The organism is Paenibacillus sp. ACRRY (assembly GCF_022346995.1).
Classification (GTDB): Bacteria; Bacillota; Bacilli; order Paenibacillales; family Paenibacillaceae; genus Paenibacillus.
Genome location: NZ_JAKRNM010000001.1, coordinates 1,183,955 through 1,204,669 on the forward strand (window position 1 = coordinate 1,183,955; position 20,715 = coordinate 1,204,669).

A 20,715-nucleotide genomic window follows, 5' to 3' on the forward strand; every position below is an offset into this window, starting at 1 on the left:
CATTACGTATTTAATATCGGGATCTCGCTGAGCAGATCTCTCATATGAATCGCGTCCCACGGCATATGCTCGGTTATACCCAGTCCCACGACCTCAGTTTCCTCAGACAGCTCCTTAAGCAAGTGCAGAAGTTGAGGTAATTGCATGGTTCCTGCAGGTGAGAAAACATACGGTTCATCAGGATTAGCAAATAGTAGAGAACGGAATTTTTGGGGGTCCAGTACATCCAGATCAATATGGACAGCGAGATGTTTGATCCCACTTTCTCTGATCCATTCTTTTATCCCTTCTGTGCTGCTCGATAACTCTTCTGTTCCGGCTGTTTTGATTCCCAGTCTTTGAATGACTTCTGTATCCGATTCCTCAGTGTATACACCCATTCTTTCAAATGCTTCCGAAATCACTTCCATCTCTTGTTCTGTAGGAACTGCCAATCCCGCCATAAAGATATTTTCGGGCTTCAGAGGAACCTTCACATGTCTCGAGAACTCCTCATCTCCCTCACCCAGAAGATTCCCGAGCGGCAGTGTATGTCCGTTATCATAGCCAACATAACGCACTAAATCACTGTGTGCATCAATCCAAATTAACCCAAGATCCCCTCCATATCGTTCGTTCAGATAGGCAAAGGGAGCTTGTTCGACCAAACAGTCGCCACCAAACATAACAATTCGATCCGGCTTGTGAGCTTGGATGATATGCTCGGCAGCCTCCAGCTGTTCCAGCAGTTGTGTTCTTCCATTCATGCCGTTTTCGTTCACAAGCGGTGTTCCATCATAAGCATGAACAGGAACCTTAATTAGCGGTTGATCATTATCTGGGGCGAGCCAAGCTAGAAGTTCGGCTCCAAAAGAATAGTTAGGATTATTGCCCCCCTGCCATTGCGGCATTAGTAAGCGTATTGTTTTTGTAGACATATGATACTCTCCTTTACTTGAAAGTAAGGCTAGTATAAACTGAACAAATATATAATCGTAGTACGCACTTTAATGATAGGTACTACCCGAAAGGATAGTGTACGTATGAGCATGACTGAATATAAAGGTAAAGTGAAGAACATTCAGGATACCCCTTTTGGTTATACCGTGTCTGTAATCGGGGGTAAATGGAAGATGGTGATCCTCTACCTTTTGGCTGAAGGTCAAACCGTTCGATTCAATGATTTGAAGAGGCAGATTGGAGCGATAACCTATAAAATGTTAAGTTCACAACTCAAAGAATTGGAAGCCGATGGCTTGGTGAACCGGAAGGAGTACCCGCAAGTTCCTCCCAAAGTCGAGTATAGTCTCACCGCCAAAGCAGAGAGCTTGCTGCCGATTATGGAAGAGTTATGTGAATGGGGAGTTAAGAATCAACCATAACGCCGATCTAGGGGTTCAATGATTTCTTGGTTTGCAATTCACTGTTGAACCTTGTCCATATCCACTGGTTCAATCGGTATAAACAAAAAAGGGTTCCCTTTTAAAAATTCTCTGATTAATGCTTGAGCGTACGGTTGTTCATCCACTAAATTTGACGTTTCTTCTGGATTAGAGGCGTGATGACAGTAGTTCTCAATCATGAACATAATGAAGAAACATTCCAAGTCTCGTAGATAATCTGTCCCCAGTTTTCTCACGTTCTCGTAACCTTGGATAAAGGTCATTCGTTCTCTGGGATAAAGTCCAATTAAACTGCCTGCCAGATCATAGAGAAAATAGCCAAAGCCACATCTTCCAAAATCGATTGGATACGGTAGATCATCCTTGAAAACGATGTTACCGGCATGCAAATCCGCATGAATTATTCCGTAGTTTTGTTCATTTTTCTCCATACCCACAAGTCTACTTAATATTTTCTCGATAGCATGTTGATATTCCGTCCAGGCTTGATCCGACAAAAATCGTGTATAATAACGCTCAAGCTTCGCCAACTCCGTTCTAAAAGAGTCTGCTCCCCAGATGGGGCGTACAAAGTTGCGAGGTAAGTTAAAGCCCGAAACAGCTTCATGAAGCCTCCCCATCATCGCTCCCATTCTAGAAACAATAGCTCCCGTCATTTCGCCCTTCACATGCTCTCCTTCCACCCACTTCATCACCGTAACATACGGTCGTCTATAACCCTCAATCGTATCCACCTCTACTACATGAGCACCTGTAAGAGAAACGATCCCCGCTGGGACATGAATGTCATCCACTGTATTCAAGGATTGAAGAAATATAAGTTCTGATTGTATTTCTTCCTTGCTCCAACGATCTGAATGAATTCGAAGCAAATAAGTATCGGGTGTACTTGTTTCAACTTTGTAAGTGATCGTATCGGATACGTGTATGAACTGAATGCGTTCCCATGCCAAATCATACTGCTGTAATGCATTTAGTGCTACATTTCTGGCTCTAGCCAGTAGAGATTCTCTTTCTTCCATCGTGTCATAGCGAAAAAAATCTTTCATTTGTTTTCTTTACTCCTTTTCGTTCGTTAATTTGGTCATGTTCCTCATATGAATAATTATAGGTATCCTGTTGTTTGGGATATAGGTAACGTTTCATTAGAAACCGATTTTTACCTGTCAAGGGATTAATATATTCCTCATACCATGAGAAAAACCATGACATCAGGACTGTCATGGTTTTATCTTTCAGGCATATTAAAAAGATTTTTCTATACGATAAGATCTTATGTAACTTCATATCCATCAGGCTATCTAGTAACCCCTATACGGTAATTTTTAAAGTCGTCAAAAGCATCTCTGTGCTGCTGGTTAAACAACTCCGGCATGAATTCAGGGTGGAAAAATTTCAACTCAAGGCTCTCTTCATTGCAGGCAGCTAATTGTCCACCGATTACTTTTCCATGATACATAAATGCAATGGTCTGAGCCTTATCACCATTAGGATATTCATCAAAATACTTTGTATATACGCCAACGAGTTCCCCTATGGATATGATTAAACCCGTTTCCTCTTTTGTTTCTCTAACGGCTGTTTCTACTGCTGATTCTCCCAGCTCCATTGCGCCTCCAGGAAACCCCCACGCATTTCGGTCCCGCCTTCTCTGAAGTAGAATCTCTTGTGTCTCATTCTCAATAATCGCGCCTGAAAAATTTAGAATAATCATATCTTTTCCGACCTTACTTCTGATCCATTTAATATAATCCATGGTCCCTCCGCTCTCTATTGATTGAACTCAAACACAAACGGATCTTTATGATGAATGCAATACTCAATTTGTTCTTCAAAAGATCGCCAAGTAACCATTCTCTTCGCATCCTCAATATCGAAATAACCTAAATCGATACTTTCACTTGATGTTCTCAATTCCCCTCCAATTGGTTTAGCCATAAACAATGTACTGCAAATTGATCCCTTTACATCTTGGAAGATTCCACAAAACCTAATGATTTCAATATCTATTCCAGTTTCCTCTTTCGTTTCTCTTATCACAGCCGAAGAAAGCGGCTCTCCCTCCTCAACATGGCCTGCTGGCATTTCCCAACCTCTTTTTGGTCCATTGATAAGTAAAATCTTATTATCCTCATTTAATACGACCGCTACAGCAGTTACTCTATGTTTAGGATGTCTTTTCATTAAGTGTTCCTTTCTGATATGTTTTCGCTAGTTTCATGTCTCGTTGCAACCCCAACGAAGGCTAACTAAACTAAATGATTCAGAGTTCTAATACCGTTACAAGCTCGCCGTGGCACACTTCACCGTTCTCGTTGAAGCCTAAACTTTCATATAACTTCTTGGCAGCCAGGTTATCTGGGCTATACGGAATCCAGCAAAGTTTGGCAGGCCCCGCCGGGAAAGTGCGAATGAATTCAATTACCTCTATCATTGCTTCACGGCCATATCCTTTATTCTGGTGTTGCTTGTCGATCATGAGCCGTAATATGCAGTAGTTATTATCAGCGATGTTGGGGAGATCATAACCTGTAATTCCATACGTAATCATTACAAACCCAACAGGTTTATCTGCATAGATTGCAAATGGAAAAGGCGAGCCTCCATTGGTCGCTAAAACATAACAGGAAGCTACACTTGAAAGATTGGATGCCACATATTTTTGCTGTTCTTCTGCAACTTCCAAGTTAAAGATCGTACGTCGGTTATCCAATGTAATCTTTCTGAGCGTAATCACGATTGATTAGTCCCTCCCTTACGGATTGTCAGATCTTATTGAACTGAATACTACGTCCATGTCTGAAAGAATTTCCTTTTCACTTCTATCTTATTGTGCTCTGCCCATTGGTGAAGTTCAATTAACCCTTCCTGCTCTTCATTCTTATCAAAATAGAAACATAAATCCATCGGCACTAACCGCCTGCCATGCAGCTTGAAACCAATTCTCTGGTTGTTCATATAGATACACTTGATTTGAGAAGCATCGTATTTGTTTGCCTTCGGGGAAACAACGTAATCTGTTCCGAACGTAAACGTTAGTTTCGTAAATAACATTTTTAACAACACAATGATATAAGTCAAAACGTATATGGTAAAAAACGCGAGAAAAATCGTAGACCATCGCTCATCGCTCCTGTTGAGACTAACAAAAAAATAAATTTCCAACATAGACATGGTTATCAAATTCCGTTTAACTCTTGGATAAAATGTTTTAAATGTTCTCTCCACTCTCCCGTTCCTTTCCGCCTAAAATTCACACCGCAAGATTGATCCTCTCAAATAATAACCCATAATACACCAATAAAGATATATTTTTATAGATGAAAAAGTATATCTAACACCCATCAGCCTAACATGCAGATTACGAAGCCGAAAAACGAGTTGATTGGAATGAATTCATTTCAATTATTGGAATTGCTGTACTTAAAACAAAGAAAGCCGCCATATCGGCGACTTCTTCTACAATCATATGCACTATAGATAATCCACATGCTACGTTGCAATGCTGTTTCTTTTCATATTATCAATCTTCCCTTACTTTATTTCGCACCTGCCTGAAGCAGAATCTCCTCGATTTCCTTGAAGCCCTTCTTCTTGGCATGGATCAGAGGCGATACACCATCACCATCCGCAAGATTCACATCTGCTCCATGGTCTATGAGTAGTTGAATCGTTTCCTGCTGCCGTGTATTCCCATCGTTCAACAGGATCGCTTCAAGTAATGCCGTCCAGCCCAGTTGATTGACATGATTCACATCTACTGAAGTTTCAGTCAGAAGCTCCCGTATCACATCCACATATCCGTGCTCTGCAGCGGGAATCAGTGCTGTTCCTCCATATCGATTCGTCATCGATGGATCGGCTCCCGCATCAATTGTGAGCTTCAAAATATCCAAGTACCCTTCAGCACCAGCGTACAGAAACGGATTGTTCTTCATATCGTCCTGAATGTTAACATCTGCTCCAGCCTCAATCAGCAATTGAGCCGTTACCAGATCATTGTTGTAAGTCGCAATCATGGTAGCTGTTCTTCCGCTATCATCTTGAGCATTGATATCGGCACCCTCTTGAATTAGCCTTTCAATCCTCTCATGATCTGATTCCCCTGCTGCTTCTAGAAGCTGTTCATTCAGAGAAACTGCCTGCTCCTCCACCGTGGAGTTGTTATTTTCTGCCGGAGCACAGCCTTGGACGACGAACATCGTGCTGATTAGAATAGCTATCAATATTGACTTGCTCATACTGCCTCCTTACTGTAGCGTCACTGTTACCTCCGAAGCGACACTCCAATCCCCCACTGGGCTTACTTCATAGGTAATGTCTGGATTTAACTTGCCATCGTTAACGAGGTCGAAAACTCCTGTTGCACCTTTCCGGCTTGAATATTTATATGTCGCCGTCAGAGTGTCACCGCTCGGGGAGGTTAACGTAACACTTCGACCCGAAAACAGCTCATCCCCAGGATCTTGTGCAAGTGTAACTTCAATGGATGTTTCACTCACCGCCTGTGCACTTGCAACTTGCAGCGCATCAAACGATTGTGCGGTGAATGTCGCATTATCGATGTTCGCCCAATCCGAAGATACTGTATATTGGACACCGGATTGCAGGGTCTGTCCGTCAGGCAATCTGAACTTCGGTTCTTGTTTGCCGTCTGTTGATTGCGTAAACGGAACATATCTGGCCACGATCGGTTCTCCGCCTTCCGGCGTAATCATGACTTGTCTTGCTTGCATGGAAGAGATTATCTGGTATGTTTGTCCTCCAGCTTGTTCCTGGTCGTCCAGCACGAACGCATTTGCCCCTCGACCACCACTGTAAGCTGAGATGATATAACCATAATCAACTACACCGTTTTCCTGCAACGCTTCAATCTCGAACGTATCGTTCGTTACTTGACTAACTTTCGTCATATTTAATTTTGTTCCACTGCCTTCGAAGGAACCAGCATCTTGCCCTTTATAAGTAAGGTTATATACCTCACCCGCTTTTTGAACAGACGTTGGAACGATGTATGTTGCAATGGATCCTGTTTTCAGGCGAGGCATATTGGTTAACGTCAATCCACCACTTAGCGCAAAATCCATTTGTGCTTTGGCAAATACTTCATCAGCTGCCGTGAGTGGTTTATCAAAAGTCACGATTAACGTAATGGCATTCAGCGATCTGACGCTCTCAATCTGAGCCTGCTCGGAAGGAATGGCCTGGCGGGCCGTATTCAGCAGCAACGCTGTTTCGCCGCGAGTAGACGAACCATTCTTGGCATAGAACGTGCTCATCCAATGGTGAACGGATTTCACGTCACGCTGCATCGCTTTGGATACAACCTGTTCAAGTTCTGCATCCGATACTTGGCTTTGCGGATTGAATTGACCCTCATTTGCCTCCATGATGCCCAGTTCAACGAGCTTTGTTGCATAAGGCGCATACCATGCAGCCGGATTAACGTCCGTTAGTTCTACGCTTTCTCCAGTCTTGTCTTCCAGACTGAAGGTTTTGTACACCAGTGAAGCTAGTTCTGCGCGGGTAATGGCTCTTTGTTCACCCATGGATTGATCGGCATATCCGTTCATGATCCCCAGGCTGTTCAATTCCTTGATGGCAGCGTCGATCTGCTGGCTGCTAAGCTGTGCCGTTGTTGCGGCGACGTTTGTAACGTATGTAGCTGCATGTACTTGGTTTGCAGCAAGCGGGAATACTGCTGTACCTAATGCAGTTATGGTCAGAAATGTAGCGATTTTTCGGGTTGTCGGATTCATGGTTGAATTCCTCCTCTATAGGTTGGTCTTGCCTGTATCTATAGAATAGAGGACAAAAAGAAACTCCCAAGGTCAAAATTATTAACAAAATATAAACTGAAGCTAATTTTTCTCGAAACTTATACGGTAAACCGGTAGCCCGCACCCCATACGGTTTCAATGTAATCCGGATTTTTGGGATCTGTCTCCAGCTTACCGCGCAGCTTGCGAATATGAACAGTAACTGTTGCTATATCTCCGCTGGAATCCATGCCCCAGATCCGCTCGAACAGATCGGATTTACTGAACACACGGTTCGGATGACTCGCCAAAAATACAAGGAGATCGAATTCCTTGGTTGTAATCGCGACCTCTTCACCGTTCAAGAAAACGCGGCGCGATCCTTTTTCGATATGAAGTCCGCGAATGTGAATCTCATCCTGCTCGACCGGTTTGCTCATGCCAAGCAGTCTCTCGTAGCGGGTTAGATGAGCCTTCGCTCTAGCAACCAACTCGCTTGGGCTGAACGGTTTTGTAATAAAATCATCGACTCCCAAATTAAAGGTTCTAATCTTATCGATCTCCTCTTTTTTTGCGGAGACGACAAGAATCGGTACTTCCTTCACCTCGCGAATGCGCCTGCAGCATTCGAAGCCGTCGAGCCCCGGAAGCATCAGATCAACAATGATCAAACTGTACTCTCCCTCCAGAGCCAGCTTCAAGCCTTCCTCTCCATTATGACAGAGCTCCACAGTGAATCCGTTAAGCTCAAAATAATCCCGTTCCAGTTCGGCAATGGTTGTTTCGTCCTCAATGATTAATATGCTTGTCACTCCCGCTACTCCCCCTGTTCCATAAGCCTTTTCAATTGAATATAAATCGTTGTACCTTCACCAGCCATACTGTCTGCCCAGATGAATCCTCCGTGTCCATCGATAATCTGACGAGCGATTGCAAGTCCTAGTCCGCTTCCCCCTGTCGAGGAATTGCGAGATTGCTCTGCCCGATAAAAACGCTCGAAGATGTGAGGCAGCGCCTCTTCCGGTATCCCCTTGCCATTATCCTTAAACGCCATCGTAATCCATTCGTTATCTGCTTGAAGTGTAATGCCGAATCGTTTGTGTTCATTCTCCATATACTTCAGTGCATTATCAACTACATTAACGACAGTACGTTTTAATTTATCGAGATCCACTGAAGCCATAACTGGACCTGACGCCTGGTTGTCCCAATCGAGTACAACCCCGTTATCCTCCAGATCGTATCTCAGCTCTTCAATGCTGTCTTCGAGGAAATCAACAAGGTCTACGACCTTGAACAGGAAAGGCTCCTGATTTAAATCCAGCTTCGAATAGAGGAACAACTCGTCCACCAACTTATCCATGCTGACTGCCTTGGAATGAATGATATTGACGTAGGTTTCCATTTTCTCCGGAGTATTCGCCACCCCATCACGAATCCCCTCAATATAGCCTTTAATGTTGGTGATCGGTGTCCTGAGGTCGTGAGAAATGTTGGAGATGAGCTCTTTGCGATTCGCTTCGTCCTGCTGCCTTAGTTCATTGGAACGCTGCAGTTGATTCCGCATACTCTCAAACGCTTCGCTGAGCTGGCCAACCTCGTCATTGGAATTAAGCTGGAGCTTGAAGGAGAGATTCCCTTCCTTAATCTGCTCTGCGGAGTTCCGCAACTGATTCAGCGGTTTAATGAAGCTGCGAGTAATCCAGCGGAACAACAGCAGATTTGCAATAATGAGCACCCCGATGAGCAGGATTGACATCACGGGCAGCAGCTTACGGGTCAGTTCGGCAAAAGGACTCCGTTCACGAATGACGAAGATGCTTCCCCGTTCCCCATCCGTATATTTAAAGTCGAATTTGGCATAGGCATAGAAGCGTTCACCAATATTAAACGTACTGCGAATCTGATAGTTGTTCAGATCATAGGCAGGCAGTGCCTGCTTCAGTTCAGGCTGGTTGAATGTCAATGATTCGAATATTTGGCTGTTCTCGCGTCTGACATAGAGACCTGACTTCTCGGCTCGAAGTTTCATGTCGTATTCACGCAGCAAAACTTTGTTTTGCAGCTCATCAGGTTCATTTTTGGCCATAAACTTCATCTCTTGAAAGATCGATTCTCCCTGTTCAGTGAGTGGGTTAATCTGATAGTGTACCTTATAAATATCACGAAAGCTCTGCAGATCTCCTGTTGCCGCAATCGTATATAGACTTGCTGTAAGCAGGATAAACAGCAGACTTATCACGAGCATGCCCGTGAAGGACAGCAGCATTTTTATTCGAATGGACATGGGTTCCCCTTTTTAAGCATGGAATAGGATTAGTTAGTGCACATGTTAACACAAGATGGATTCAATTGCCCAGATGCAAAAAAGCTTTATGATCACATGAATAATGTTTGGAAATCCTATTTTGTATAGGCAATAGCAAAAAGCCAATATGGAATGCTCTCCATATCGGCTTTGATTTGTTTCTGTTACATAGATATGCGTTCGTAGCTTTTAATACAGCATAGGATGTTACTGCGAAACTTCAATGTTCTTGATCACCTTGGCTGGATTCCCTCCAACAACCACGTTGTCCGGCACGTCCTTGGTTACCACGGCTCCGGATGCAATGACAACATTATTGCCAATGGTGACTCCAGGATTGATGGTAGCTCGTCCGCCTACCCACACGTTATCTCCAATTGTTACCGGCTTACCGTATTCGGGCCCTTCATTTCTCTCCAAAGGATCAATTGGGTGTGTCGCCGTATAAATATGAACACCTGGCCCAAATAAGCAGTGACTGCCGATTCTTACCTCACACACATCCAAGATGGTGCAATCGAAATTGGTGTAGAAGTGATCACCCACATGGATATTGTAGCCATAATCAAACCGGATGTTAGGCTCCATGCTTAAGTGCTCACCAGTTGATCCCAGCAATTTTTTCAAGATGTCTGTTCGAAGTTCCTCATCCGTTTCGGTACTCTGATTATACATACGAGTCATCCGTCTTGCGTATGCTCGATCACGCGTCAGTTCAGGATCCCAAGCTTTATATAGCTCTCCATTCAGCATCTTCTGTTTTTCCGTTTTCATATCCACATTCAACATCCCTTTCCATATTGTATTAATCATGGTTATATCCGTTTTTCCACAAGCTGCAGCGAATACGAAAGGCTTTCCAGAGTCATTGATAATAATCCGAACATATAATCCTCATCTGGGTCATTCAATAGTCTCATCTGAGGCATATGCATCTCTGGTATGTACTTCAAGCATTCCTTCCGGATAATCTTTACATCCTCCGGCTGTACCAGCGTTCCAGTTAATGCAAGGGTTTCGGGGTTCATTACGGCTATCAGACTTGATACTGAACGTGCAGCAAGTGTATGGAACGTATCCCGATTATGGAGTAACCTGAACTGCTCATCATGAGAAAGGCCAAGTGGCAAAAAAGCGATTTCTCCGGCAAACTGGGTATTCCCCCTGTGTATATGCCCATCTATCATGATCCCGGCTCCCGGTAAGGAGCCTTCGATGAAAGTCGCAACAACAATCGAATTCTCATCCTGGTATTCCCGCTTCTGATAGAGACCGTACACGGTTAAATTCATATCATTCTCGACAACAACTTCGACCTCATATTTTTCTCGAATGAATGCTCCCAGTGGAACACCAACCAGACGAGGAATGTCGGATACATTGACAACACCTTGGTGGACTGCACCTGGAACCCCGATTCCCACGGCTCGAATTAAGGGGAATCTCCTTAAAAGGCTATCAATTATTTCATAAATAATCCCTTCATTCATTTGATCCTTTTGAATTTCCCGATACCCTTCCTCGACAGTCTCCCCATACAAGTTGTTTACGGTAAACAAGATGGAGTGGAACTTGACGCCCGCTTTAACAATCAAACAAGCAATATATGAAAAGTTTTCATTAAACTTATAGATCTGAGCTGGTCTGCCTCCATTCGATTCCTCCATGTCCAGTTCAACGAGTTCACCGGCTTCAAGCAGTTCTATTAATATGCTGCGACAGGTTGCTACGCTTAATCCTGTAGCCTCGGCAACCCTTGATTTCGTACCTTGTTTCAACTTTTTTAACGTTTGCCGGACCAATTCCTGGTTCATTTTTTTAACGCGCATGGTGTTGTTGGTAATCATGTTACTCATCATCCCTTTTCACCTCCAATACTTACAAAATAACTTTAATTAAGTATTAACATAAGTCATTTCCCCTTTAAAGTCCACCTCAATATTTACTCATCCAAATATAATGTGAATGCAATTACCCAGTTTCCCTTCCCTATGAGCAACATTTCCCTTAATGCAAAATTGCACAATGGGCAACGAATTGATATTATAGATGTGTTCATATATTAATTTGGAAGTGGAGGTGGATACATATGAAGCAAAGTTTACGTGCCATGAAGAAGGAAGCGACGGCAAGTGCCTTATCTGAAGCTGCTTTTCAATTAGCCTTAGAACGAGGAATGGACGGTTTCGTGGTTGAGGATGTCGTGCAGCGTGCCGGATACTCCCGTAGAACGTTTGCCAATCATTTTTCATGCAAGGAAGAAGCTGTGGTCATGGCAGGCGAGCACTTTCACCGAATTGATGAGTATTTGGAAATGATTAATCAGCTGCCCGAAGATATAACACCACTTGAGGTCATGTATCAGTTTATTAAGATGCAATTAACAGAAGAAGTCCTTGGTAGGATCTATAAGATTATTGAGTTATCCAAAACATTTCCGAGCTTGAAGCCTCACACACTAAGCCTGTTGAATCGGTTGCAGACTGCCGCTCAAGAGGCATTAAATGAACTATTTAAAGGTCGTTATCCGATTGGATACAATCACTTTCTTGCAGGTGCCGTTTGTGCGGCCATCATCCCTCTTCTGGATGGGAGCGTTCGAGTTCAGCTGCCTGGGATTCACTTGGAAGAGACTGATGAATTGATCATTTCATTCGATGAATACATCAATTCTGCTTTTACGTATTTGCGCGAAGGATTCTAATTCATTAGAGATATAAGGAGAGAAATCAATTCGATGTCAAAATTACTCTACAGGCTGGGGAAAACGGCCTACGATAAACCGTGGTATTTCATTATGGGTTGGATTTTGGTGCTCGGCATTGTAGGAACAGCGCTTGGCATAAACGGTGTGCATGTTTCTTCAGACATCAAACTCGAAGGAACAGCATCCCAGAACGTCTTGGACAAATTGGAAAAGGAGCTTCCTCAAGCCTCTGGTGGTCAGGGCAGCGTTATATTTAATATCCCGGAAGGCGAGCGTTTGGATACGCCTGAGAATTTGGCAGCGATCAGTAAGGCTGTAAGTGAGGTTTACAAACTGGATTATGTTATTAACCCTGCTGAGCTCGCCGCTGCCAGTGGCGCCGATGCCTCAGCTATGCAGGAACAGGCCAGTCAGAGTGCTGCTGGAGCAGGCGAGCAAAGTGCGGATCCAAGCAACCTGCCTCCTTATGGACCACTCATGATTGAAGGAATGCCAGTACCTGGCGTGTTGATCTCGAACGCTGGTGATGTGGCGCTGTTCCAGTTTCAATTCACAGTGCAGCAAAACTCCCTGCCTAAAGGTGTCACGGATTCGGTTGTGAACGCAGTTAGCGAAGCCGAACAAGGTACAAACATCTCGGTTTTGCCAAGTGATTCCCTGAAAGAAGTGGGCATACCGATTGGAACCAACGAAATCTACGGATTGGTCATTGCGGCAATTGTGTTGTTCATGACACTGGGATCCGTTGTTGCCGCAGGTTTGCCGATTGTCATTGCCCTGTTCGGGGTTGCGGCTGGTGTTGGTGGAGCATTTGCTGTCTCCAACTTTGTCAGCATGACATCCTTCACGCCTGTACTCGCTCTCATGATCGGACTTGCCGTTGGTATTGACTATGCATTATTCATCGTCAATCGTCAGCGCAGACTGATTTTCGACCAGAATCTGAATGCCCGCGAAGCGGCCAGCAGAGCTGTTGGAACAGCAGGAAGTGCCGTGTTCTTTGCTGGATTAACAGTCATTATTGCACTTTGTGGGATGCTGGTTATTGGTATTACCTTCCTGAGCATGATGGCTATCGTCGCATCGGTTACCGTGCTGTTCAGCGTACTGATTGCCCTTACTCTTCTCCCGGCATTGCTGGGTCTCCTGGGTGAGCGCATCTGCTCTCGTAAAGCAAGAGAGAAAAATCAGGCCAACGCACACAAAAAATCAAACGGGTTTGCAAATCGCTGGATCTCCGGTGTCGTTAAATTCCGCTGGCTTGTCATTGTAGCTGTTATTGTCGTTCTGGGTACGGCTGCAATCCCGGTAGCCAAAATGGAACTGGGCATGCCTTCTGGCGCTACCGCTAACCTGGATACTACTGCACGGCAAAGTTACGATGCCATTACGAAAGGTTTTGGTGAAGGATTCAACGGTCCCCTGCTTATTGTTGCAGAACCTACTGACGCTTCCCAAACCGTATCATTACAAACATTGGGCGCCATCGCCCAGGATCTGCAACAATTTGAACATGTCTCTGTCGTCACACCAGCAGGAGTGAGTGAAGATGGCAAAATGGCTATTCTGAGTCTCATTCCAGATTCGGGTCCTACAGACGCAGCAACCAAACAGCTGGTTGAAGAATTGCGTTCTCCTGACTCTACCATTGCAACCAATCACGGTATGAAGCTTGGTGTTACCGGACTTACAGCAGTCAATATTGATATGTCAGCCAAATTGGCTGAAGTTTTCCCGGTATATATCGGAATCATCGTTATTCTGTCCCTGGTCATCCTGCTCTTGGTCTTCCGCTCCATCCTGGTTCCGATCAAGGCAACGATTGGATTCTTGCTTAGTATTCTCGCTACGTTTGGTCTGACTACTGCCGTATTCCAGTGGGGTTGGGCGAAGGCGTTGTTTGATTTTGACACGGGCGGTCCTCTGCTCAGTTTCATTCCAATCATGGTAACAGGGATTCTCTACGGTCTGGCCATGGACTATCAGGTCTTCCTTGTTTCTTCGATGAGAGAATCTTACGTCCATGGTCATCGTGGAAATCAAAGCGTAATGAATGGCTATCAAATGGCAAGCCGCGTTGTGGTTGCAGCTGCCATTATCATGGTATCCGTATTTGCAGGCTTTATTTTCACGCATGATATTATGATTAAACAGATTGGATTCGCCTTGGCCTTGGGCATTTTGATTGATGCATTCGTTGTTCGGATGGCGCTGGTTCCGGCAGTCATGTCTCTCTTCGGAGATAAAGCCTGGTGGCTGCCGAAATGGCTGGATCGCTCGCTTCCCAACCTCGATGTTGAAGGTGACAAGCTCATTGCTGAACTGAATGCAAAGGAAAAACAGCAAGTCAAATAGGATAGGATTTCACCTGTCTATTGCGTCATTTCTGGACTAATTAAGTACGTTATATACGCAACGTTTGTTGTATTTATTATTAGTTTCCCAACCAAAATAAAGCACTTTCTTGGCCATCACTTGTCATACGACAAGCTTAAAAGGCCTTGAAGGTGCTTTATTTATGTGCATTTTTTTGTACTCGGATAAGCAATATTTATTCAATTCACTCGCTGATGCACCAGGTCTTTCTGAAAGGCAAGAACCCTTTCCCAGTCGCCACTGAAAATCGGAATGCTGTAATACCCTACCCTTTCATATAGCGCTGCAGCTTCTGGCTGAAGTGGCCCCGTCTGAAGCTTCAGATTAGTATAACCGAATTCCGCAGCCATACGCTCGGCTTCCGCAAGTATGGCCTGAGCAACGCCTTTACGACGATAACCGGGTCTTGTATACATACGCTTAACCTCAACCGATTGATCATCCAGCGGCCTAATGGCACCGCACCCTACCGGATGCCCATCCAGTCTGGCTACAATAAAAGCAGCACGAGGCGTTTCGACGTCCGATGGTTGAAAGCCTGCGGTTCCATCCCCGCCGTATAACAAGCCCAGCTCACTGCTTAATTCCCGGATCAACTGTACTGAATCCTCGCTGCGTACGTCCTCAGCAGCCGCTTGTACAACCAACGACATATGCCAAATCCCCTTTACTCTATTGGTTTTATTGGTATTATGGATGTGTATAAAATAACATCTGTTGAACGCAGCGTCAATTGTTCCATCGATAGATCTTTTGTATAAGGAAGTGGCTGCAGTCGCTCTCTCATCATCTCGGGAGTTTCTTGATCTTTGTTCATCATTTCCCTCCAATTGTTCAGATCAATGACTTATCCTCATCAGAGTCAATTTTTGTGCATGCGTTTAGGTAATCATATCATATGGATTAAATCTCCAATTCCTTTTTCACCAATCTCCTCTCTTCTGATATAGTCTCAGGCTATAGCTAGATATAATTTAATGGAATTACATTATAACTTCACATCTGTGATAACTTTTTTGTAACACATTTGAAGAGGGGTTATGTAGATGACAAAAAGCAGTGTATTGGGTTACCCGCGAATTGGCGCTGATCGGGAATGGAAAAAAGCACTCGAAGCCTTCTGGTCGGGCAAACTGGATGAAGACACGTTTCACACCCGTTTGCAGGAGATCCGATTAAACCATTTGCGCAAGCTGCATGATCAAGGAATCGATCTCATTCCAGTCAACGACTTCAGTTATTATGATCACATTCTTGATACAGCAGTGATGTTCGGGATTGTTCCCAAACGATTTACATATGACGGCGGTGCCGTTCCTTTGTCCGTGTATTACGGCATTGCACGAGGCACCAAGGATGCTGCAGCCAGCGAAATGACGAAGTGGTTCAACACCAATTATCATTACATTGTCCCCGAGCTGAATGATGTAACTCCGGCACTTACTGAGAATAAACCTCTGATCGCTTACCGCGAAGCCAAAGAGAAGCTCGGGATTGAAGGCAAGCCGGTCATCGTCGGACCATTAACCTTTCTGAAGCTCTCCAAAGGGTATGACAAATCCGAGACTGAAGCCTGGCTGGGACGTTTACTGCCACTCTACACACAGGTCCTTCAGGAACTTGCTGAAGAAGGTGTTCAGTGGGTTCAGATTGATGAACCCGTTCTGGTTACCCAGTTGAACAAGGATGACTTACAATTGCTCCAGAACATCTATAAGACGTTCGCAGACGCAGTCCCTAATTTAAACATATTATTGCAAACTTACTTTGAATCCGTAGATAATTATAGCGACATCATTACCCTTCCCGTACAAGGAATTGGACTGGATTTCGTCCATGGGCTCTCGGGCAACCTGCAATCCATTAAGACAAAAGGCTTCCCGGCTGATAAAGTTTTGGGCGCAGGCATTATTGACGGTCGTGGAATCTGGAAGGCTTCACTTCAAGAGAAACTGTCTTTGCTTGATGAGCTGATCGAACAGGTTGCACCCGAGCGTATAATCGTACAATCGTCTTGCAGTCTGCTGCATGTGCCTGTTACAACAGAACGTGAGTCCAACCTCGACCCTGCGCTCAAGAGCTCGCTCGCCTTTGCAGATGAGAAGCTGAAGGAAATAGCTCTTTTGACAAAAGCATGCACATCAAGACATGCCGACATTCTGCATGCGATTGATAAAGCAGATCAGGCGCTGCTGCCTCTTAAGCAGTCACAAGAACGTAATCGCATCGACGTGCAGCAGGCTGTCGCAGCTATACGTTTGCAAGAGCCTTCGCGCTCGCTCCCGTTCGCTAAACGTCACATTGCTCAGCAGGAAAAATGGAAGTTGCCTCTTTTTCCAACAACTACGATTGGCAGTTTCCCTCAATCTGCGGAGGTACGCAAAACTCGTCAACTATGGCGTAAGAGTGAATTAAGCAACGAACAATATACCCAATTTATTCAGGAACAAATTGATGCCTGGATTCAAATTCAGGAAGAGATTGGACTGGATGTCCTCGTGCACGGGGAGTTTGAACGCACGGATATGGTGGAATTCTTCGGTGAGAAACTCGCAGGATTTGCCTTCACTCAATATGGCTGGGTACAATCCTACGGTTCCCGGTGTGTTAAACCACCGATCATTTTCGGTGACGTAGCCTTTGTTCAGGCAATGACGGTTGAAGAAACCAAGTACGCTCAGTCGAAGACCCAACATCCGGTAAAAGGAATGCTGACCGGACCCATAACCATTATGAACTGGTCGTTTGTCCGGGATGATATTCCGCGCGAGCACATTGCTTATCAGCTGGCCTATGCGCTCAGACAGGAAGTGGAAGCACTTGAACAGGCGGGTATTGGTATGATTCAGGTGGATGAACCTGCTGTTCGTGAAGGCCTTCCACTCAAACAAAATGAGCAAGCTGATTATCTGGCTTGGGCGGTCAAAGCATTCCGCATCTCCACATGTACGGTACAAGAAACAACTCAAATTCATACCCACATGTGTTACTGTGAATTCCATGACATGATCGATTCTATTGAAGCCATGGATGCTGATGTCATCTCCATAGAAACATCACGAAGTCACGGCGAGCTCATTCACAGCTTTGAATTAAACACGTACAAACTCGGCATAGGCCTGGGTGTGTACGATATCCATAGTCCTCGTATCCCGAGCGTGGAAGAAATGACAACCATGATTGAGCGTGCCTTGCGTGTGCTGGATCCCAAGCTGTTCTGGATTAATCCCGATTGCGGCCTGAAAACCCGCGGACGTGAAGAAACGGTTGCTTCCTTGCGCAACATGGTTGAGGCGACCCAAATTGCTCGTGAACAACATCATGCCATCAAAACAGTTTAAAATTAAATAAAGAGCAGAACGCCCCTCCTTCATATGGGGTGTCCTGCTCTTTTTCATTTCTTGCTTTTTTCAGAAGTCTTCAGTCCAGTTAACCTTAACCCTGTAAAAAATCAATCAATGCTTCATTAAATTGTTCAGGGTGGGTCGCATTAAATCCGTGTGGTCCACCTTCTACAACCACCAGACGGCTGCCTGGGATCGATTCATGAGTACGTTGTCCACTCACTTCCAGCGGAACAATGGCATCTGAATCACCATGGATAACCAGTGTCGGAATATTGAATTTCTCCAAGTCCTGACGGAAATCGGTAAGGGCAAAGGCAGCAATACAATCTAAAGTTCCTTTAGGGGAAGCCAGAGCTGCAATATCCCGGTTATAGATACGGAACGGTTCGCTCACGAGGTCCGTACGATCTCCTGCAGCGAAAAAGTTAGTTGTGAAACCATCCAGGAATGCGAGACGATCCCCTTTTACGCCGTTTTGAAATTCTGCAATCGTTGCATCATCCAATCCACCTTGAGGGTTGTCTTCAGTTATATAGAGATAAGGAGGAACTGCTCCCGCAAATACAGCTTTGGAAACACGTTCGGTTCCGTAAGTTCCGACATAGCGAGCTACCTCGCCGCCTCCCATGGAGAACCCTACCAGTGTAACATCGCGCAGATCAAGGTGCAGAATCAATTTATGTAAATCCGAAGCAAAGGTATCATAGTCATAACCATCCCAAGGTTGGGAAGACTGACCAAAGCCACGACGGTCATACGTAATAACACGGTAGCCTGCTTCGATTAGGGCAGGTACTTGCTTCTCCCAGGATCGTCCGCTCAAAGGCCATCCATGAATAAGGATGATGGGTTTTCCCGCGCCAAGATCTTCATAATACAGTTCAATTGGTTGTGCATTCTCTTCGCCTACATTTACTTTAGCCAAGGAAAATCCCTCCGTTAGTTATTATATTTTTGTTTGTTACTATTTAAATGTTACATATGCAAACGTTGATTGTCAATCGTACCCAAGAATTAAATAGGGTATGCCATTGGAACTGAATACATCGAATAATCATTGAAATGACAGTCATTCTATCAGCAAAAAAGCCGCCTTGTAGGCGACTTATAGTGCAAACATATTTCTATTTCTGTGCTTATATGATGCTTGTCATATTTAATGAGCGTTAGTGGTTGCTACGCCAGGTGCTGGCGCTCTATGCAAAGCCACACGTACACAGGTTATCCCCCATGTAACCAGTGCAATTAAAAGAAGATTAATCACGACTGAAGTCACTGGCGCTCCGCTATAGATGAGTCGGACATACCCCCGTACAGCGTTGGATGCAGGCAGAAAATCTCCGATGTGTCGATAGAACGGCGTGAGCATTTCAGTTGCAATTATGTTGCCTGCTGTCATGAGCTGGAAAGGAATCATGGCTACGTTAAACAGAGCTCCTAATCCACCAAATAATACAAATGACATTTGAGTCAGACATACGCAGGCGATGTATACGAGAATATGGAATCCCCACATTTCCCAGAAGGAAGCGACAGGGGTAACAAACAACATGGCTACTGTCGTAATAATGAGCGGCGCTACAATACACACCATCAGTAAAAGAAGCTGTCTGGCCCAGAAAATTTTCCATCGGTCGTATTTGCGGCTAAGGATCATCGTCGACAGATTCAATTGAATATTCATGGTCATCACTGCGATATATGTGATAAAACCAAGGATCATGGGCAGCATGCTGAGTGCAAAATTGGTGATGTTGTTAGACTTAACCACATTTGTCGTGACCACTTCTTTTTGAACGTTCCCTGATAGCTGAACGCCTACGCTGGTAGATATACCTTCAGCCGACCCTTCCAATATGGATCTGGAAACTTCCGAAGCTGCCTGATTGACATAATACGTTAATTGCCCTTCCCCTTGGTCCAGGTTCGCAGCGAACTCGGCAGGAATGCTTACGATCATGCCAATATCCCCATCATTCATGACTTGCTCAGCTTCCTCAAGAGATGCATAGTTCTCTGTTTTGAAAGGGACTGTTTCCTGAATGATCTTTTCGATTTTCTGTCCATTCGCTCCGTCCGAGTTAATAATACCTATTTTAAGCTGGTCCACTCGTTCAGTTGCTCCGTTGTATCCCGTTAACCAGACAATGGTGAATATCAGTGGAACGACCAAAGCAAAGACCAATCCGATCTTGGTTTGTAGAATCTTCAAAAAATCTTTTAATACTGAAAAAACAGACATGAATTTCTCTCCTTCTTGGATATAGCTCCAGTTGCAAATTAATAGGCTAGCATATAATAGGCCATGCATGTATCTCTGCAAAAAAAGTCAGCTGACGAATCAGCTGGAGATTCCTTTATAAATTTTGTTGAGCAGTACGGCAAGTTGTTCTGCTCCTTCCGGGGTAATTAATTCCCTTAATGACTGATCCATATCATTCATCAGAGGTACTACCTGTAAATATAGCTCTTTCCCTTCCTCGGAAAGCCGCAGCAGGATGGCACGCCGATCAACAGGATCGGTGCTTCGAATAATAAGATCCTTATGTTCCAATCGTTCCAATGTCTTGCCGACACTCGTTTGATCTTTACCGTGGAGTTCGGATAACTTCTTCTGTGTAATGCCTTCGTTCTGATACAATTGTTCGAGCATCCCATATTGTTCAGGTGTTATGCCGTAATCCTGCAGTAGATGGGTAACTCTTTTTTTGTGGACAAAGTACGTTCTGGATAGTAACAATCCAATGGGATCTTTCTCTTGATGAGTTGACATCAGGTAAGCCCTCCCTGAAATACTAGCATAGCCTATTAATATTCTTTAAGAAGAATATCCCTA

Annotated in this window: 20 protein-coding genes; 4 read left to right on the plus strand and 16 right to left on the minus strand. The window is 44.5% G+C overall.

Annotation, left to right across the window (positions count from 1 at the left end; all coding sequences use genetic code 11):
• Positions 1-2: 2 nt before the first annotated feature.
• On the minus strand, positions 3-917 hold the full coding sequence (locus MH144_RS05035; RefSeq protein WP_239298017.1) for an arginase family protein: 915 nt from the start codon (positions 915-917) through the stop codon (positions 3-5).
• Between the two features lie 105 nt (positions 918-1,022).
• Between MH144_RS05035 and MH144_RS05040 the strand changes: the two genes are divergently transcribed.
• Positions 1,023-1,361, plus strand: a complete 339-nt coding sequence (locus MH144_RS05040) for a winged helix-turn-helix transcriptional regulator (protein ID WP_183520378.1) — start codon at positions 1,023-1,025, stop codon at positions 1,359-1,361.
• Between the two features lie 38 nt (positions 1,362-1,399).
• On the opposite strand, the gene MH144_RS05045 is transcribed toward MH144_RS05040, so the two are convergent.
• The 10 genes from MH144_RS05045 to MH144_RS05090 form a co-directional block, all read right to left on the minus strand.
• Complete coding sequence (locus MH144_RS05045) at positions 1,400-2,431, minus strand: phosphotransferase enzyme family protein (protein WP_239298019.1); 1,032 nt, start codon at positions 2,429-2,431, stop codon at positions 1,400-1,402.
• Between the two features lie 248 nt (positions 2,432-2,679).
• A complete protein-coding gene (locus tag MH144_RS05050; RefSeq protein WP_239298021.1) occupies positions 2,680-3,138 on the minus strand; it encodes an NUDIX hydrolase in 459 nt (152 codons plus the stop codon).
• A 14-nt stretch (positions 3,139-3,152) separates the two neighbouring features.
• Positions 3,153-3,566 carry an NUDIX hydrolase gene (locus MH144_RS05055; protein WP_239298023.1) on the minus strand — a complete coding sequence of 138 codons (414 nt, stop codon included), beginning with the start codon at positions 3,564-3,566 and terminating at the stop codon, positions 3,153-3,155.
• A gap of 79 nt (positions 3,567-3,645) precedes the next feature.
• Positions 3,646-4,119, minus strand: coding sequence for a GNAT family N-acetyltransferase (locus tag MH144_RS05060; protein WP_239298025.1), 474 nt, complete (start codon positions 4,117-4,119; stop codon positions 3,646-3,648).
• Positions 4,120-4,921: 802 nt separating this feature from the next.
• Positions 4,922-5,623, minus strand: a complete 702-nt coding sequence (locus tag MH144_RS05065) for an ankyrin repeat domain-containing protein (RefSeq protein WP_239298027.1) — start codon at positions 5,621-5,623, stop codon at positions 4,922-4,924.
• A gap of 9 nt (positions 5,624-5,632) precedes the next feature.
• Positions 5,633-7,141, minus strand: coding sequence for an S-layer homology domain-containing protein (locus tag MH144_RS05070; RefSeq protein ID WP_239298029.1), 1,509 nt, complete (start codon positions 7,139-7,141; stop codon positions 5,633-5,635).
• Between the two features lie 119 nt (positions 7,142-7,260).
• Entirely contained in the window at positions 7,261-7,953 is a 693-nt protein-coding gene (locus MH144_RS05075) for a response regulator transcription factor (protein WP_239298031.1), read from the minus strand.
• A gap of 5 nt (positions 7,954-7,958) precedes the next feature.
• Positions 7,959-9,428: a sensor histidine kinase gene (locus tag MH144_RS05080; RefSeq protein ID WP_239298033.1), complete on the minus strand. Its 1,470-nt coding sequence runs from the start codon at positions 9,426-9,428 to the stop codon at positions 7,959-7,961.
• A 228-nt stretch (positions 9,429-9,656) separates the two neighbouring features.
• On the minus strand, positions 9,657-10,223 hold the full coding sequence (locus tag MH144_RS05085) for a sugar O-acetyltransferase (protein ID WP_239298035.1): 567 nt from the start codon (positions 10,221-10,223) through the stop codon (positions 9,657-9,659).
• Positions 10,224-10,264: 41 nt separating this feature from the next.
• Positions 10,265-11,308: an ROK family protein gene (locus MH144_RS05090; RefSeq protein ID WP_239298037.1), complete on the minus strand. Its 1,044-nt coding sequence runs from the start codon at positions 11,306-11,308 to the stop codon at positions 10,265-10,267.
• A 230-nt stretch (positions 11,309-11,538) separates the two neighbouring features.
• Here MH144_RS05090 and MH144_RS05095 point away from each other — a divergent pair, with 230 nt between their 5' ends.
• Both MH144_RS05095 and MH144_RS05100 read left to right on the plus strand, forming a co-directional pair.
• Entirely contained in the window at positions 11,539-12,153 is a 615-nt protein-coding gene (locus MH144_RS05095; protein ID WP_239298039.1) for a TetR/AcrR family transcriptional regulator, read from the plus strand.
• Between the two features lie 33 nt (positions 12,154-12,186).
• Positions 12,187-14,511: an MMPL family transporter gene (locus MH144_RS05100; RefSeq protein ID WP_239298041.1), complete on the plus strand. Its 2,325-nt coding sequence runs from the start codon at positions 12,187-12,189 to the stop codon at positions 14,509-14,511.
• Between the two features lie 200 nt (positions 14,512-14,711).
• Here MH144_RS05100 and MH144_RS05105 read toward each other — a convergent pair whose 3' ends face one another.
• On the minus strand, positions 14,712-15,185 hold the full coding sequence (locus tag MH144_RS05105; RefSeq protein WP_239298043.1) for a GNAT family N-acetyltransferase: 474 nt from the start codon (positions 15,183-15,185) through the stop codon (positions 14,712-14,714).
• A gap of 14 nt (positions 15,186-15,199) precedes the next feature.
• Positions 15,200-15,349 (minus strand): hypothetical protein, encoded by a 150-nt coding sequence (locus MH144_RS05110; protein ID WP_239298045.1) that lies wholly within the window; start codon positions 15,347-15,349, stop codon positions 15,200-15,202.
• A 229-nt stretch (positions 15,350-15,578) separates the two neighbouring features.
• On the opposite strand from MH144_RS05110, the gene metE reads away from it, so the two are divergent.
• Positions 15,579-17,873, plus strand: a complete 2,295-nt coding sequence (metE, locus tag MH144_RS05115; protein ID WP_239298047.1) for a 5-methyltetrahydropteroyltriglutamate--homocysteine S-methyltransferase — start codon at positions 15,579-15,581, stop codon at positions 17,871-17,873.
• Between the two features lie 94 nt (positions 17,874-17,967).
• Here the strand turns inward: metE and MH144_RS05120 are convergent, their stop codons facing one another.
• From MH144_RS05120 to MH144_RS05130, 3 genes are all read right to left on the minus strand, one after another.
• Positions 17,968-18,804, minus strand: coding sequence for an alpha/beta fold hydrolase (locus tag MH144_RS05120; RefSeq protein WP_239298049.1), 837 nt, complete (start codon positions 18,802-18,804; stop codon positions 17,968-17,970).
• A gap of 231 nt (positions 18,805-19,035) precedes the next feature.
• Positions 19,036-20,121 carry a YhgE/Pip domain-containing protein gene (locus MH144_RS05125; protein ID WP_239298051.1) on the minus strand — a complete coding sequence of 362 codons (1,086 nt, stop codon included), beginning with the start codon at positions 20,119-20,121 and terminating at the stop codon, positions 19,036-19,038.
• Positions 20,122-20,220: 99 nt separating this feature from the next.
• On the minus strand, positions 20,221-20,652 hold the full coding sequence (locus MH144_RS05130) for a MarR family winged helix-turn-helix transcriptional regulator (RefSeq protein WP_239298053.1): 432 nt from the start codon (positions 20,650-20,652) through the stop codon (positions 20,221-20,223).
• Positions 20,653-20,715 lie beyond the last annotated feature (63 nt).

Excerpts from the sequence above, each read along its gene's own strand:
- MH144_RS05035 (WP_239298017.1), bottom strand. The coding sequence starts at position 917 with ATGTCTACAAAAACAATACGCTTACTAATGCCGCAATGGCAGGGGGGC.
- MH144_RS05040 (WP_183520378.1), top strand. The coding sequence starts at position 1,023 with ATGAGCATGACTGAATATAAAGGTAAAGTGAAGAACATTCAGGATACC.
- MH144_RS05045 (WP_239298019.1), bottom strand. The coding sequence starts at position 2,431 with ATGAAAGATTTTTTTCGCTATGACACGATGGAAGAAAGAGAATCTCTA.
- MH144_RS05050 (WP_239298021.1), bottom strand. The coding sequence starts at position 3,138 with ATGGATTATATTAAATGGATCAGAAGTAAGGTCGGAAAAGATATGATT.
- MH144_RS05055 (WP_239298023.1), bottom strand. The coding sequence starts at position 3,566 with ATGAAAAGACATCCTAAACATAGAGTAACTGCTGTAGCGGTCGTATTA.
- MH144_RS05065 (WP_239298027.1), bottom strand. The coding sequence starts at position 5,623 with ATGAGCAAGTCAATATTGATAGCTATTCTAATCAGCACGATGTTCGTC.
- MH144_RS05070 (WP_239298029.1), bottom strand. The coding sequence starts at position 7,141 with ATGAATCCGACAACCCGAAAAATCGCTACATTTCTGACCATAACTGCA.
- MH144_RS05080 (WP_239298033.1), bottom strand. The coding sequence starts at position 9,428 with ATGTCCATTCGAATAAAAATGCTGCTGTCCTTCACGGGCATGCTCGTG.
- MH144_RS05085 (WP_239298035.1), bottom strand. The coding sequence starts at position 10,223 with ATGAAAACGGAAAAACAGAAGATGCTGAATGGAGAGCTATATAAAGCT.
- MH144_RS05090 (WP_239298037.1), bottom strand. The coding sequence starts at position 11,308 with ATGATGAGTAACATGATTACCAACAACACCATGCGCGTTAAAAAAATG.
- MH144_RS05095 (WP_239298039.1), top strand. The coding sequence starts at position 11,539 with ATGAAGCAAAGTTTACGTGCCATGAAGAAGGAAGCGACGGCAAGTGCC.
- MH144_RS05100 (WP_239298041.1), top strand. The coding sequence starts at position 12,187 with ATGTCAAAATTACTCTACAGGCTGGGGAAAACGGCCTACGATAAACCG.
- MH144_RS05105 (WP_239298043.1), bottom strand. The coding sequence starts at position 15,185 with ATGTCGTTGGTTGTACAAGCGGCTGCTGAGGACGTACGCAGCGAGGAT.
- MH144_RS05110 (WP_239298045.1), bottom strand. The coding sequence starts at position 15,349 with ATGAACAAAGATCAAGAAACTCCCGAGATGATGAGAGAGCGACTGCAG.
- metE (WP_239298047.1), top strand. The coding sequence starts at position 15,579 with ATGACAAAAAGCAGTGTATTGGGTTACCCGCGAATTGGCGCTGATCGG.
- MH144_RS05125 (WP_239298051.1), bottom strand. The coding sequence starts at position 20,121 with ATGTCTGTTTTTTCAGTATTAAAAGATTTTTTGAAGATTCTACAAACC.
- MH144_RS05130 (WP_239298053.1), bottom strand. The coding sequence starts at position 20,652 with ATGTCAACTCATCAAGAGAAAGATCCCATTGGATTGTTACTATCCAGA.